At 61.9% G+C, this 13682-nt stretch carries 11 protein-coding genes; 4 read left to right on the forward strand and 7 right to left on the reverse strand.

Translation table 11 applies throughout. The features are described 5' to 3' along the window. The first annotated feature begins 29 nt into the window (after window positions 1-29). The 3 genes from tpiA (at window position 30) to IP85_RS02290 (ending at window position 3060) form a co-directional block, all read left to right on the forward strand. Window positions 30-800, forward strand: a complete 771-nt coding sequence (gene tpiA, locus IP85_RS02280) for a triose-phosphate isomerase (protein WP_054148049.1) — start codon at window positions 30-32, stop codon at window positions 798-800. A gap of 108 nt (window positions 801-908) precedes the next feature. Beyond that, window positions 909-1289 carry a preprotein translocase subunit SecG gene (gene secG, locus IP85_RS02285; protein WP_054148050.1) on the forward strand — a complete coding sequence of 127 codons (381 nt, stop codon included), beginning with the start codon at window positions 909-911 and terminating at the stop codon, window positions 1287-1289. Window positions 1290-1422: 133 nt separating this feature from the next. Next, window positions 1423-3060, forward strand: a complete 1638-nt coding sequence (locus IP85_RS02290) for a CTP synthase (RefSeq protein ID WP_082347556.1) — start codon at window positions 1423-1425, stop codon at window positions 3058-3060. An 87-nt stretch (window positions 3061-3147) separates the two neighbouring features. Here the strand turns inward: IP85_RS02290 and glp are convergent, their stop codons facing one another. The 6 genes from glp to gltA all read right to left on the reverse strand — a co-directional run bounded on the left by glp (window position 3148) and on the right by gltA (window position 10129). Continuing rightward, complete coding sequence (glp, locus tag IP85_RS02295; RefSeq protein ID WP_054148052.1) at window positions 3148-4362, reverse strand: gephyrin-like molybdotransferase Glp; 1215 nt, start codon at window positions 4360-4362, stop codon at window positions 3148-3150. Then, the gene (moaC, locus tag IP85_RS02300) at window positions 4362-4859 is read right to left on the reverse strand and encodes a cyclic pyranopterin monophosphate synthase MoaC (RefSeq protein WP_054148053.1); all 498 of its coding nucleotides are present in this window, start codon (window positions 4857-4859) and stop codon (window positions 4362-4364) included. The genes glp and moaC overlap by 1 nt, the downstream gene beginning before the upstream one ends. Next, entirely contained in the window at window positions 4856-5671 is an 816-nt protein-coding gene (gene trpC, locus IP85_RS02305; protein ID WP_054148054.1) for an indole-3-glycerol phosphate synthase TrpC, read from the reverse strand. Before trpC ends, moaC begins: the two co-directional genes overlap by 4 nt. Before the next feature lie 10 nt (window positions 5672-5681). Continuing rightward, on the reverse strand, window positions 5682-6704 hold the full coding sequence (gene trpD / locus IP85_RS02310; RefSeq protein ID WP_054148055.1) for an anthranilate phosphoribosyltransferase: 1023 nt from the start codon (window positions 6702-6704) through the stop codon (window positions 5682-5684). A 25-nt stretch (window positions 6705-6729) separates the two neighbouring features. Continuing rightward, window positions 6730-8619 (reverse strand): peptidylprolyl isomerase, encoded by a 1890-nt coding sequence (locus IP85_RS02315; protein ID WP_054148056.1) that lies wholly within the window; start codon window positions 8617-8619, stop codon window positions 6730-6732. 220 nt (window positions 8620-8839) lie between these two features. After that, window positions 8840-10129: a citrate synthase gene (gltA, locus tag IP85_RS02320; RefSeq protein ID WP_054148057.1), complete on the reverse strand. Its 1290-nt coding sequence runs from the start codon at window positions 10127-10129 to the stop codon at window positions 8840-8842. Between the two features lie 361 nt (window positions 10130-10490). Between gltA and IP85_RS02325 the strand changes: the two genes are divergently transcribed. After that, window positions 10491-12863, forward strand: a complete 2373-nt coding sequence (locus tag IP85_RS02325) for a ComEC/Rec2 family competence protein (protein WP_197277977.1) — start codon at window positions 10491-10493, stop codon at window positions 12861-12863. Here the strand turns inward: IP85_RS02325 and lexA are convergent. Beyond that, window positions 12857-13573 (reverse strand): transcriptional repressor LexA, encoded by a 717-nt coding sequence (gene lexA / locus IP85_RS02330; protein WP_054148058.1) that lies wholly within the window; start codon window positions 13571-13573, stop codon window positions 12857-12859. The two genes, IP85_RS02325 and lexA, sit on opposite strands and share 7 nt — an antisense overlap. Window positions 13574-13682: the final 109 nt, after the last annotated feature.

A 13682-nucleotide genomic window follows, 5' to 3' on the forward strand; every position in this document is an offset into this window, starting at 1 on the left:
CGCACAAGCGAAATAGGGGTTGAGACGATATGACACCGGATGTTCGCCCGCTTGTTGCGGGCAATTGGAAAATGAATGGCACGCGAGCCTCGCTCGATCAGATCAAGGCGATTGCTGAAGGTGTCCAGGGACCGCTGTCCGAGAAGGTCGAATGCCTGATCTGCCCGCCGGCAACTCTGCTTTATGTCGCGACCGCGCTGTGCACCGACAGCCCGCTTCAGATCGGCGCCCAGGATTGCCATCAGAATGCGTCGGGGGCCCATACGGGCGATCTCTCGGCCGAGATGATCGCTGACTGCTTTGGCACGCATGTCATCGTCGGCCACTCCGAGCGCCGCACCGACCACGCCGAAACCGATCACCTGGTGCGCGCCAAGGCGGAAGCCGCCTTTGCGGCGGACCTGACAGCCGTGATCTGCATTGGCGAGACGGCAGACGAGCGCAAGTCCGGTCAGACACTCGACATACTAAAGCGTCAGCTTGCCGGCTCCGTCCCGGATGGCGCGACGGCAGAACGCACCGTTATCGCCTATGAGCCGGTATGGGCGATCGGGACCGGCCTGACGCCGACCGTTGCGGACGTGGCGGAAGCGCATGCTTTCCTGCGTGCCGAACTGGTCAAGCGCTTCGGCGACGTGGGCAAGAAGATGCGCCTTCTCTATGGCGGCTCGGTCAAGCCTTCGAATGCGAAGGAACTGATGGCGGTCGACAATGTCGATGGTGCCCTGATCGGTGGTGCGAGCTTGAAGGCAGCCGATTTCCTCGCCATATACCAGGTCTATGAGGAACTCACCGCCTGAGGGGCAAAGCCCCGAAATGCGGAAGAGGGGCTTTCAATGCCCGTTCCTCTCATGTAAAGAGCCGCCAACCTCATTGATTTTGCCCTTATCGGGCAGGATGGACATTCCATGCAGACCGTATTGCTCGTTATCTATCTCATGGTCGTCGTCGCCCTGATCGGCGTCGTCCTTATCCAGCGCTCCGAAGGCGGTGGCCTCGGCATCGGCGGCGGCTCGGGCTTCATGTCGGCACGCGGCACGGCCAATGCGCTGACGCGCACCACGGCGATCCTAGCGACCCTGTTCTTCGTGATCTCGCTGGCGCTCGGTATTCTGGCCCGCCATGAGTCGCGTCCGACCGATATCCTTGACCGCATCCCGGCGGGCAACGGTACGACCCAGGGCGGCGGCAGTGTGCTCGACCAGCTTCCGGGCACGGCACCGGCCCAGCCGACGCCTGCGGCACCTGCAGCGCCTGCAGCAGACCCCAACGCCGTTCCGAACAACTGATCGGAACGACTTCCATCACTCCGGCGGGCTCCAGGGTCCGCCGGTTTTCTTTTGTCCATATTCCGCCATTTCCACGAAAAATGTGGGACAAACCCGATTAGGGCTGGCGGAATCGAATCTGAAACGGTATCCGGTGAAGCCCATGGCGCGATATGTATTCATCACTGGCGGCGTGGTTTCCTCTCTTGGCAAAGGAATTGCGGCCGCGGCACTCGGAGCATTGTTGCAGGCACGCGGTTACCGCGTACGTTTGCGCAAGCTGGACCCCTACTTGAACGTTGACCCGGGCACCATGAGCCCGACTCAACACGGCGAAGTCTTCGTCACCGACGACGGCGCCGAGACCGACCTCGATCTCGGTCACTATGAGCGCTTCACGGGGCGGTCGGCCACCAAGACCGACAACATCACCACCGGTCGCATTTACAAGAACATCATCGACAAGGAACGCCGCGGCGATTATCTCGGCGCAACCGTTCAGGTCATTCCGCACGTCACCAACGAGATCAAGGATTTCGTCATTGAAGGCAATGACGAATACGATTTCGTCATCTGCGAGATCGGCGGCACTGTCGGCGACATCGAAGCCATGCCCTTCATGGAAGCGATCCGTCAGCTCGGCAACGACCTGCCACGCGGCACGGCCGTCTATGTCCACCTGACCCTGATGCCCTACATTCCGGCGGCCGGCGAGCTGAAGACCAAGCCGACCCAGCACTCCGTCAAGGAACTGCAGGCGCTCGGTATCCATCCGGACATTCTGCTGGTCCGTGCCGACCGTGAGATCCCGCAGGCCGAGCGCCGCAAGCTCTCGCTGTTCTGCAACGTGCGTGAAAGCGCCGTGATCCAGGCGCTTGACGTCGCCAACATCTATGATGTCCCGATGGCCTACCACAAGGAAGGCCTCGACAACGAGGTTTTGGCCGCCTTTGGTATCGAACCGGCGCCGAAGCCGCGTCTGGATGCCTGGGAAGAGGTCTGCAACCGCATCCGCACGCCGGAAGGCGAGGTCACGATCGCGATCGTCGGAAAGTATACCGGCCTCAAGGACGCGTATAAGTCGCTGATTGAAGCGCTTTATCACGGTGGCATCGCCAACCGGGTGAAGGTGAAGCTCGAATGGATCGAGTCGGAAATCTTCGAAAAGGAAGATCCGTCGCCGTGGCTTGAAAAGGTCAACGGTATCCTCGTGCCCGGCGGCTTCGGCGAGCGCGGTTCGGAAGGCAAAATCCTCGCGGCCCAATTCGCCCGCGAGCGCAAGGTGCCTTATTTCGGTATCTGCTTCGGCATGCAGATGGCCGTCGTTGAAGCGGCCCGTCATCTTGCCGGAATCGAGAACGCGTCCTCGACCGAATTCGGCAAGACCGAAGAGCCGGTCGTCGGCCTGATGACCGAATGGATGAAGGGCAACGAGCTCGAAAAACGTTCGGCTGTCGGTGATCTCGGTGGGACCATGCGTCTCGGCGCCTACAAGGCCTCGCTGAAGAAGGGCACCAAGATCTCCGAGATCTATGGCTCCCAGGATATCTCCGAGCGTCATCGCCACCGCTACGAAGTCAATGTCGACTACAAGGACCGGCTGGAAGCCTGCGGTCTGGTCTTCTCCGGCATGTCGCCGGACGGCCTGCTGCCGGAAACCGTCGAATATCCTGACCATCCCTGGTTCATCGGCGTTCAGTACCATCCGGAGCTGAAGTCGCGCCCGCTCGACCCGCACCCGCTGTTTGCGAGCTTCATCGGTGCGGCGCTGGAGCAGAGCCGACTGGTCTGAGGCGGCCGACGATAAACAAATGCAAAGACCTGGCCTCGTGCCGGGTCTTCTGCTTTCAATCGCGTTCTAGAGGGGTGTGTGGTGCGCTCAGGGTCGGAGCAGCATAACCGGGACAGTCTCACCCGCTTCAGCAGCCGCCGCATGCGGTGGCCTTACGATCAGGCAGTCCGACTGCGAGAAGATCCGCATCATCGAGCTGTCCTGCTTGCCGAAGCTCTCGACCAAAGGCAGTTCACCGACTCGGTCTGTTAGCTTCGCCCGCACATAGTCCTGCCGCTTGTCATTGGCCGGCAGGGCATTGCGCAGCGTCGCCGAGGCCATCCGCCGGGGGGGCTGCCGATGTCCGAGATGGCACAGCAGAGGCTCCAGAAACAACAGCCCACAGACGAGGCTGGAGACCGGATTGCCGGGAAGTCCCAGGACCTGCATCGCGCCCAGCCGGCCGACCATCAGCGGCTTGCCTGGCCGCATGGCGATCCGCCAGAAGTTGAGTTCCATGCCAGCGGAGACGAGCGTCGATTGCACAAGGTCATGATCGCCGACTGAGGCCCCGCCCAGGGTGACGAGGACATCGACACCGTTGGCGCGCGCTCGCTCGATCGCCTCAAGCAACAGGCCCCGGTTGTCGGCGACGATGCCGAGATCGATGACCTCGGCGCCATTGTCGCGGGCAAGTGCAGCAATGCCAAACGTGTTGGAGCCGATGATCTGGCTTGGGCCGGGGGACGTCCCCGGAGACACCAGTTCGTCACCCGTGGCAAGGATCGCGACGCGCGGGCGACGAAAGACGGGAAGCGTCGCATGGTTCATCGCAGCCGCGAGCGTCAGATGGCTGAAATCGAGCCTGAGGCCCGCAGACAGCGCGACGGCACCCTCGGCAAAATCCTGTCCACGTGGTCTGATATGTCGCCCTTTGGTCACGGCGAAATTGCTTCGGATGCGACCGCCCTCAAGCTTCTCGGCATCCTCCTGAAGAAGAATACTGTCGGCAGCAGCAGGGACGGGGGCCCCGGTAAAGATGCGCACGGCTTCGCCTGAAGCGACAGTTCCAGAGTATCCATGCCCGGCTGCCGATTCGCCGATGACCTTGAGGATGGACCCGACTTCGGTGGCGTCTGCAGCGCGCAGCGCATAGCCGTCCATGGCCGAGGCATCGAAGGGGGGCTGGGTAAGGCGGGCCGTCAGATCGGCCGCAAGCACCCGACCATTGGCCTCATGCAGCGAAACCTGCTGTGTATCGGTCATAGGTCGCGCTGCGGCCAGAAGCCGCGAGAGCGCATCCTCGACCGGCAGCAGTGACATCAGCTTCGCTCCGGATGGCGGAAATCGCCCGATTTGCCGCCGCTCTTTTCCATCACGCGGATCCCACCGATTTCCATCGTCTTGTCCACGGCCTTGGCCATGTCGTAGATCGTCAGGCAGGTGACAGAGACGGCCGTCAACGCCTCCATCTCGACGCCGGTCTTGCCGGTCAGCTTGACGGTCGCCGCGATGCGCAGACCCGGCAGATCCGAGTCCTCTTCGATATCGACAGTTACCTTGGACAGCATCAGCGGGTGACACAGCGGAATGAGATTACTCGTCTGTTTGGCCGCCATGATGCCGGCAATGCGGGCGGTCCCGATCACATCGCCCTTCTTGGCATTGCCCTCGCGTATCGTTGAAAGCGTCTCCGGCTTCATCTTCACGAAGCCTTCGGCGACCGCAATGCGAACCGTGTCGTCCTTGGCCGAGACATCCACCATATGCGCCTCGCCGGAAGCGCCGATATGGGTGAGACGACCGGCGTCGGTCGTCATTCCGCGGCCAGCGCGCCGGTCTTGCCGGTCAAAAGCATGTGTGTTGCCTCGGCAACATCGTCCTTGCGCATCAGGCTCTCGCCGACGAGGAAAGTCGTGATACCCGATTTCTGCAGCCGCTGGCAGTCTTCATAGGTGAAGATGCCGCTCTCGCCGACCAGGAGCCGATCGGGCGGCACCATGGCAGCGAGGTCTTCGCTGACCGTGAGGCTGACGTCGAAGGTCCGCAGATTGCGGTTGTTGATGCCGACGAGAGGCGACTTGAGTTTCAGCGCACGTTCCATTTCCTCGGCATCGTGCACTTCGATCAGTACATCCATACCGAGGTCGAAGGCGACGCTTTCCAGTTCCGCGGCCTCTGTATCAGACAGCGAGGCCATGATCAGCAGGATGCAGTCGCCGCCCCAGGCACGGGCCTCGTAGACCTGATAGGCGTCGAACATGAAATCCTTGCGCAGCGCCGGCAGCGAGCAGGCCTTGCGAGCGGCCGTCAGGTATTCGGGCGCCCCTTGAAAGCTCGGCATATCCGTGAGCACGGACAGGCATGCGGCTCCACCGGCTTCGTAGGCTGCCGCCAATGCAGGAGGATCGAAATCGGGGCGGATGAGACCCTTGGAGGGGCTCGCCTTCTTGATCTCGGCGATGAGGCCGAACCGGCCTTCGTCCCGAGCGCTGAGAAGCGAACGGTAAAAGCCGCGCGGCGCGTCTTGGCTCGCGATCCGGTCCATGAGTTCCGACAGCGAGACGGCAGCCTTGGCGGCCGCGATTTCTTCCCGCTTGTAGGTTTCGATGCGCTTCAGGATATCGGTCATGGTCTGAAGTTTACTCTTGAGCGGCAGAATTGGAAATGGCGATCAGCGTATCGAGTGCCCGTGCTGCACTGCCGGTGTCCAGCGACTGGCTGGCGAGATGCATGCCCTCGGTCACGTCCTTGGCCTTGCCAGCAACGATCAGCGAGGCTGCGGCATTGCAGAGTGCCACGTCGCGATAGGCAGTCTTGGCGCCACCCAGCACGTCGCGCAGTGCAGCTGCGTTGACAGTTCCATCGCCACCCCTGATCGCATCGAGAGAAACGGTTTCCACGCCAAAATCAGCCGGTGTCAGCTCGAAGGTCCGGATTTCGCCGTCCTTCAGCTCGGCCACCTGGCTCGGGCCGGTGGTGGTGATTTCGTCGAGCCCACTGCCATGCACGACCCAGGCACTGGTGAGGCCGAGATCGCGCAAGGCTTCCGCCCCGGGAACGAGCCATTCCGGCGAGTAGACGCCGAAGAGCTGCTTCTTGACGCGGGCAGGGCTGGAAAGCGGCCCGACGATATTGAAGATGGTTCGCGCCCCGAGTTCCACGCGGGCGGGGCCCACATGCCGCATGGCCGGATGATGCAGCTGCGCAAACATGAAGCCGATCCCTGCCTCGCGGATGCAGCGCGAGATCATGTCCGGTTCGATATCGAGCTTGACGCCAAGCTGCGACAGCGCATCGGCCGTGCCTGACTTCGAGCTCAGCGCCCGATTGCCATGCTTCGCAACCGGGACACCCGCGCCTGCAACGATTAGGGCGGCCAGCGTCGAGATGTTGTAGGTGTTGGTCCCGTCACCGCCCGTGCCGACGATGTCGATGGCATCTTCGGGTGCATCCACCGGCACCATCTTCTGGCGCATGATCGATACGGCACCGGCAATTTCGTCGACGGTTTCGCCGCGGACCCGAAGCCCCATCAGGAAGCCGCCGACCTGCGCCATGCTGGCTTCGCCCGACATCAGAATTTCGAAGGCGTCGCTCGCCTCTTGCCGCGAAAGCGGCTGGCGCGTGGCGATCTTGGCGATGAAGGGCTTCAACCCGGACATTTGCAACTCCCCCTTTGGCCGACGGTTATCGGACGATGGCCTGCTGGGCCAGCGCCTGATTGATCGTCACGCCATATTCCGACTGCAGCTGACCCACCATCTGGTCGAGGATGTCGTCGCCTGCGGAGTTCGCGACCTGAGCGATCTGCTCGTCCTCATTGAGCGGCACGCCGCCCGTAGGCTGGTCGCGAACGGCCGTGACCGTCAGCAGGATCTGTGTGGAGGGATCGGCACCAGAGGCAGTCGCGACCGTGCCCTGCGGGCCAGAGAAGGCGGCCGTGATCGCCGTTGCGCCAAGAACTGCGTCTTCGGTGCGGCGGGTGATGCCGGCCTTGCTTTCAACTGCAAGCGCCAGTTCGGCCGCGACCTCTTCCAGATTGCCGCCGTCTGCGATCCGCTGGCGCAGGCTCTCCGCCTTCGCACCGAGCGCGATGCGCTGCTGTTCTGCGGTCCAGTCGGCGATGGCCTTCTCGCGCACTTCGGCCAGTTCGCGCTCGCGCTCCGCCTTGATGTCGGTGACATCGAACCAGATGAAGCCGTTGTTGCCCAGGGTAACCGGCAAGGCTTCGACACCGATTTCGGTACCGAAAACGTCTGCGAGCAGTTTGTCCCGTTCAGGGATCCCGGCAACTTCCGTCTCGCGACTGTCGAGCCCGCGGCGGTCGATATCGGTGACAGTCACCGTCTGAAGCTGCAATTGGTCGGCCGCTTCCTTGAGCGTCGAGCCGCCGGCCCGCAGATCTTCGAACTGGTCGTGGACAGCCGTGAGGTCGGCGATCGCGGCCTGTTCGGCCAGCGCTTCGCGGATCTCTTCCTTAACCTCCTCGAGGCTCTGTGTGCGGCCTTCCTTGATGTTGGTGACGCGCAGGATGACCGGGCCGAACGCACCGTCGACGACACCAGTCGTGCCGCCCTCGGCCGTCACGGCAAAGGCTGCCTCGGCAAGGGTCGGATCAGGCAGGCGATCGCGGGTGAAGTCGCCGAGCAGCACGTCGCCGGCAGTCTTGCCCTGATCCGTGACAAGCTGGTCGAAGCTCGTGCCCTTCTGCAGTTCTTCAAGCGCTGCTTCCGCCATTTCGCGGTTTTCGAAACTCAACTGCTCGATCGTGCGTGTCCCGGCGATCTCGTAGGAAGCTTTGCGGCGCTCGTAGTCTTCGCGGATCTGTTCGTCGGTGATGGAGGCCGTGTCGGCAATGTCGGAGGGTTCCAGCTTCACATAGTTGAAGCTGCGATATTCCGGTGCGCGGTAACCGGACTTCGTCGTCTCGAACCAGGCTGCCAGGGTCGCATCATCGGGTGCCTTGATGAGCTCGATGTTGGCGTTGGTCAGCAGGATGTAATTGATGTCGCGGTTTTCGTAGCGATAGGCCTTGATCGCGTCGATCAACACCTTCGGCGCAACGAAGCCGTCAGCTGTCGCGTCGACGATCTGGCTGCGGATGGCGACCTTTGAGCGCTCCTCGATATAGTCGTCTTCGCGAAGACCTGCATTGCGCAGCCGCGAGGAGAAGAGCGCACGATCGAAATTTCCGCCAGAGTTCTTGAAGGCCGGATCATCGGCAATCAGCTGCGCCAGGCGGTCCTGAGACAGGCCGAGGTTCATGTCTGCGGCCAACTGGTCCAGCGCAGCACCTGCGGCAAGCTGCGAGAACACCTGGGATTCGATACCGAAGGCGCGCGCCTGTTCGGTCGTGAGCTGCATCCCGAACCGGTTGCTCATGTCCGTCACCTGCCGCTGATAGGCGAAGGCGAAGTCGGCAGACGACACTGACTGGTCACCAACGGCGACGACGGTGTCGGACGTATTGCTGAACAGCGAGGCCGACACACCCCAGACGCCGAAGGAGAGGACGAGCAGGAGAAGCAAGATCTTGGCAAACAGGGTTTGGGAAGCTTTTCTCAAGAAGACGAGCATCGGGACGCATAAACCTCATTGTAAATCTTCGTCCGGGACGAAGCAGGTTGACTTCCTTAGAACAAAGCTCCGGGGAATTGAAGGCATCCGACGGCGAAATGCGCGACCATCACGGGGAGTTTGATTGTTGCCTGCGATCCGGGACGCAATCGGCCCTCGTCAAAACGAAAGAAGGCCGGACAAAGCCGGCCTTCTCGATAGTTCAAGATAGACGAATGTCTCAGCGCTCCGAGAGCGCCTTGTAATCGCGCTTCGGCTCGCCGGTATACAGCTGACGCGGACGGCCGATGCGCTGCTGCGGATCCTCGATCATCTCGTTCCACTGCGCGATCCAGCCGACGGTGCGGGCAAGCGCGAAGAGAACGGTGAACATGGTCGTCGGGAAGCCGAGCGCACGCAGCGTGATGCCCGAATAGAAGTCGACGTTCGGGTAGAGCTTCTTGTCGATGAAGTAGGGGTCGTTGAGCGCGATCTTCTCGAGCTCGAGTGCCACCTTCATCAGCGGATCGTCGGCATGGCCGGTCGCTTCGAGGACCTCGTACATGGTCTTCTGCATGATCTTGGCGCGCGGGTCATAGTTCTTGTAGACCCGGTGGCCGAAGCCCATCAGACGGAACGGATCGTTCTTGTCCTTGGCCTTGGCGATGTATTCCGGAATGCGGTCGACCGAGCCGATTTCCTGCAGCATGTTGAGGGCAGCCTCGTTGGCGCCGCCATGGGCAGGGCCCCAAAGGCACGCGATACCGGCTGCGATGCAGGCGAACGGATTGGCGCCTGAAGAGCCGGCGAGACGCACGGTCGATGTCGAGGCGTTCTGCTCGTGATCGGCATGCAGGATGAAGATGCGGTCCATGGCGCGCGCCAGAACCGGGTTCACCTGATACTCTTCACAAGGCACGGCAAAGCACATGCGAAGGAAGTTCGACGCGTAATCGAGATCGTTCTTCGGGTAAACGAAGGGCTGGCCGACGTGATACTTGTAGGCCATGGCCGCGATCGTCGGCATCTTGGCGATCATGCGCAGCGAGGCGACCATGCGCTGATGCGGATCGGTGATGTCGGTCGAGTCGTGATAGAAGGCGGAGAGCGCGCCGACCGTACCGACCATGACCGCCATCGGATGGGCGTCACGGCGATAGCCGGAGAAGAACTTGCTCATCTGCTCGTGCACCATGGTGTGGTGCGTTACGCGATAGTCGAAGTCCTTCTTCTGCGCAGCCGTCGGCAGTTCGCCGTAGAGCAGCAGGTAGCAGACCTCGAGGAAGTCGCCCTTTTCAGCAAGCTGTTCGATCGGGTAGCCGCGATGCAGCAGCGTGCCTTCGTCGCCGTCGATATAGGTGATCTTGGATTCGCAGGATGCCGTGGACGTAAAGCCCGGATCGTAGGTGAACGTACCCGTGTGCTTGTAAAGGGCGCCGATGTCGATGACATCTGGGCCGATCGTGCCGGCCTTGACGCTCAGGTCGACCGTCTTGTCACCGAGTTTCAAAGAAGCGCTTTTGTCCGTCATGCTGATCCTCCGGAATTGGCGGGAAGGCGTCTTGAAAAAGCCGCCATCGGTTAAGCGTGTGATGTAGCTATATGATACCGAAGTTAATGCCAAGCTATCCAAAGGGCAAATTGTGCGTCGCGAAAACAGCAACAATCGAACCGAACGGTTCTAATCGTTTGAAGCCGGGACAGGCGGCGAAAACCCGATTCGTTGCACGCATTGATTGCTGACGGTTTTCGCTTATTTTGTCTGCAGATGGGGTAGATCCGGCCGGGTGTGGCTGATGGGGGAAGTAGCGGAAATACAGGGGGAAGGGCACCTCCGGTCCGGTGGTATACCGGGCCGGCGAGACTTGCCTCGACCACTCGAAAAACGCGCAATGCCCGGTTTGACGACGATCGGCCGTGCTGTCGCCGCTCGCGCTGTTTTGCACCGCATTCTCAGGCAGGTTCGACAGTACGTCTCAGACGAAAGTCGGCACGGGCATTTTTTCCTCTTCGTGCCTGTCTGGCTCGGCGCGGGTGCTGCAATCTGGTTTTCCGTCGGGCAACCACCGCCGGCTATCGTCCTCGGACTGCTCCTTGCTTGCCTGGCTTTTGCACTTTTGCGGGCGATGCGCGACACCGTGGCGCATGTGGTCCTGTGGAGTTTGTGCCTGATCCTTCTCGGCATGCTGATGGCCGAATGGGAGACACGGCGAGCGTCCACCGTGATCCTCGATCAGCCGCTCGTCACCACGGTCACCGGGGTCGTCGAGCGACGGGAGCAGGGGGCGGGCGGTGAATGGCGTTACGTGTTACGCGTAATCCAGACCGCAGAGCCGAGCATTCGCCGGTCGCCGGGACGCGTGTCCCTCCTTGCCCGAAGCAAGCATGTGCCAGCTGCCATCGGCGAGCAATTGAGCGGCCGCGCCCGTCTGTCACCACCGTCAGGTCCGGCTTTGCCGGGATTGAACGACTTTAGCTTCCAAAGCTACTTCGCCGGCATCGGCGCTGTCGGCTTCTTCCTCGGTCCGCCCCAGGCCAAAAACTCCGCTTCATGGGAGGAAAAGGGTCTGTGGGCGCGCTTCGACGCGGCCCTGTTCTCGCTCCGGGATCGCATCTCAAGTCGCATTCGCAGCATCCTGCCCGGAGATCCTGGCGCCTTCGCCGCTGCGATCATTACCGGCGAACGCCGATCGATGTCGGAAGAGGCGACGGAGGCCCTGCGCGTCTCGGGCCTCGCCCATATCACCGCGATCTCGGGTCTCAACATGGCGCTTGCCGCCGGTATCTTCTTCGTCGGATTGCGAGGGCTTCTGAGCCTCATGCCGACTTTTGCGCATCGCTTTCCGGTAAAGAAGATCGCGGCCGCCGGCGCGCTTTTGGCGACGACCGGCTATGTGCTCATTTCCGGCTACCAGGTCTCGGCGCTGCGGGCTTATCTGATGACGGCGGTCATGCTCGGCGCCGTCCTCTTCGACCGCCCGGCGGTCAGCCTCCACAATCTCGCGCTTGCGGCAACCGCGATCCTCGCGGTCCAGCCCTCGACCGTCATGGGGCCGAGTTTCCAGATGTCTTTCGCGGCGACTGCAGCCCTGATTGCCGGTTACGCCGGGTGGCGGGCGCGACCGCGCGCGATCCTGCCTAGGGCCCGATCGCTTGCCATGCGGATTGTGGCCGGGTTTGCCATTTTCGTCGGTGGTACACTGGCGACCTCCTTCATCGGCGGGGTCTCGACCGCAGTCTTTGCCATCAGCCATTTCCACCGGCTGTCGACCCATGGACTGGAGGCAAACCTCGCCGCCATGCCGCTGATCTCGCTGATCGTGATGCCGTCCGGCTTCATTGCCATGCTGCTCATGCCATTTGGCCTCGACGCGCCGTTCTTCTGGATCATGGGCCAGGGCCTGGAAATGGTGCTCATTGTCGCTCACACCGTCTCCGGCTGGGGCGGCGGTTACGTCTTCCCGCGTCTGCCGGCATGGTTCATGCCCGGCGCAATCGCCGGCATGCTCTTGCTGATGCTACTCAGAACCCCGATCAGGCATGTCGGCACGGCTCTCATCGTCGCAACGCTCGCTGCTGCCTTCCTTGCTCCACGACCCCCGGGTGGCGAACTGATGATCAGCGAGGACGCTCGGTTGGTCGCGATTCGGGTCGCAAATGACGACACGTTCATCATTGCAATCAACCGAGCCCGCCCGCCTGCCTTCATCTTCGATCAATGGCGACCCGTGCTCGGCATCGATGAACCAAGGCGCCCGGTGATGCTCGAGACCGCCCCCCTGCCGCCAGCGCCAGAATGGCGTAATGGCCAAACACTGTCGGAGGAGCAGCGCAAACTCGCAGAGGCTGTATTTGATAGCCTACTCAAGGCCGCCGGGAGAGAACAGTTCACCTGCGTAAAGCAGGCCTGTGCCATCAGACTGGAGAACGGCAACACGCTGCTGACGCTGGAACGCCCGGACCTCATCGGCGCAGCCTGCGACCGCGCTGATATCGTGGTTCTGTCGGCGCGCACGCGCGCCAAAACCTGCCGCTCTGGCGCGCTCCTGATTTCCGAGGCGAGCCAGCGCGCAACCGGCTCCCTCGAGGTCGCGGGCCTAGCCACCACCTCACAAGCCATGACGGTCAGGTCAGCGCTCGACGGACCCTCCAGACCCTGGACGGCGCACCGTCTCTACGACTGGCGCAGCGGCCTTTCCGATAACACGCATGAATTTGCGGGTCCGACTAGGAACGTCCGACCGAGGCCGGAGCCCGATCAGTGATAGCGGCGAATGAGGCCCACCAGCTTGCCCTGGATCTTGACGCGATCCGGCGGGAAGATGCGGGTTTCGTAGGCCGGATTGGCGGCCTCCAGCGCAATCGATGCGCCGCGGCGGCGGAAGCGTTTGAGTGTCGCCTCCTCGTCGTCGACGAGCGCCACGATGATGTCACCGGGATTGGCGTTCGAGGCATTGCGGATGATAACCGTATCGCCGTCAAGAATACCGGCCTCGATCATCGAATCGCCCTTGACCTCAAGCGCGTAGTGATCGCCCGCGCCGATCATCTCCGCCGGTACCGTGATGTCGTGAGTGTTGTTCTGAATGGCTGAAATCGGCACACCGGCTGCGATTCGGCCCATGACCGGAACCGAGACGGACGAGCCGTTGTCTTCGACCGGCGGCTTTGTCAGTGCTGGCGCCGGCGGCGTCTTGCCGAGACTGCCCTCGATCACGCTCGGCGCAAAGCCGCGGCGCGGCTGGATGCTTGGCGAATAGGCTTCCGGAAGCTTGATGACCTCCAGTGCACGAGCCCGGTTCGGCAAGCGTCGGATGAAGCCGCGTTCCTCGAGCGCCGTGATCAGGCGATGGATCCCGGATTTCGATGCGAGGTCCAGCGCATCCTTCATCTCGTCGAAGGACGGCGGGACACCCGATTCCTTCATCCGTTCATGGATGAAGAGAAGCAGTTCCTGTTGCTTGCGCGTCAGCATATGCGGTGCCCCCGAGGTGAAACAAATACAGAACAGACACTATATGTTCCAGTTGTGTTCCGCAAGGGGATAAATTTTTGTGAAGAGCCAGTGATAAAATGCGATAGCC

It is taken from the genome of Rhizobium sp. AAP116, assembly GCF_001295785.1.
Taxonomy (GTDB): Bacteria; Pseudomonadota; Alphaproteobacteria; order Rhizobiales; family Rhizobiaceae; genus Allorhizobium.

Coding starts and splice junctions, on each gene's coding strand:
- tpiA (WP_054148049.1), top strand. CDS start 30: ATGACACCGGATGTTCGCCCGCTTGTTGCGGGCAATTGGAAAATGAAT.
- secG (WP_054148050.1), top strand. CDS start 909: ATGCAGACCGTATTGCTCGTTATCTATCTCATGGTCGTCGTCGCCCTG.
- glp (WP_054148052.1), bottom strand. CDS start 4,362: ATGTCACTGCTGCCGGTCGAGGATGCGCTCTCGCGGCTTCTGGCCGCA.
- moaC (WP_054148053.1), bottom strand. CDS start 4,859: ATGACGACCGACGCCGGTCGTCTCACCCATATCGGCGCTTCCGGCGAG.
- trpC (WP_054148054.1), bottom strand. CDS start 5,671: ATGACCGATATCCTGAAGCGCATCGAAACCTACAAGCGGGAAGAAATC.
- trpD (WP_054148055.1), bottom strand. CDS start 6,704: ATGTCCGGGTTGAAGCCCTTCATCGCCAAGATCGCCACGCGCCAGCCG.
- IP85_RS02315 (WP_054148056.1), bottom strand. CDS start 8,619: ATGCTCGTCTTCTTGAGAAAAGCTTCCCAAACCCTGTTTGCCAAGATC.
- gltA (WP_054148057.1), bottom strand. CDS start 10,129: ATGACGGACAAAAGCGCTTCTTTGAAACTCGGTGACAAGACGGTCGAC.
- IP85_RS02325 (WP_197277977.1), top strand. CDS start 10,491: ATGCCCGGTTTGACGACGATCGGCCGTGCTGTCGCCGCTCGCGCTGTT.
- lexA (WP_054148058.1), bottom strand. CDS start 13,573: ATGCTGACGCGCAAGCAACAGGAACTGCTTCTCTTCATCCATGAACGG.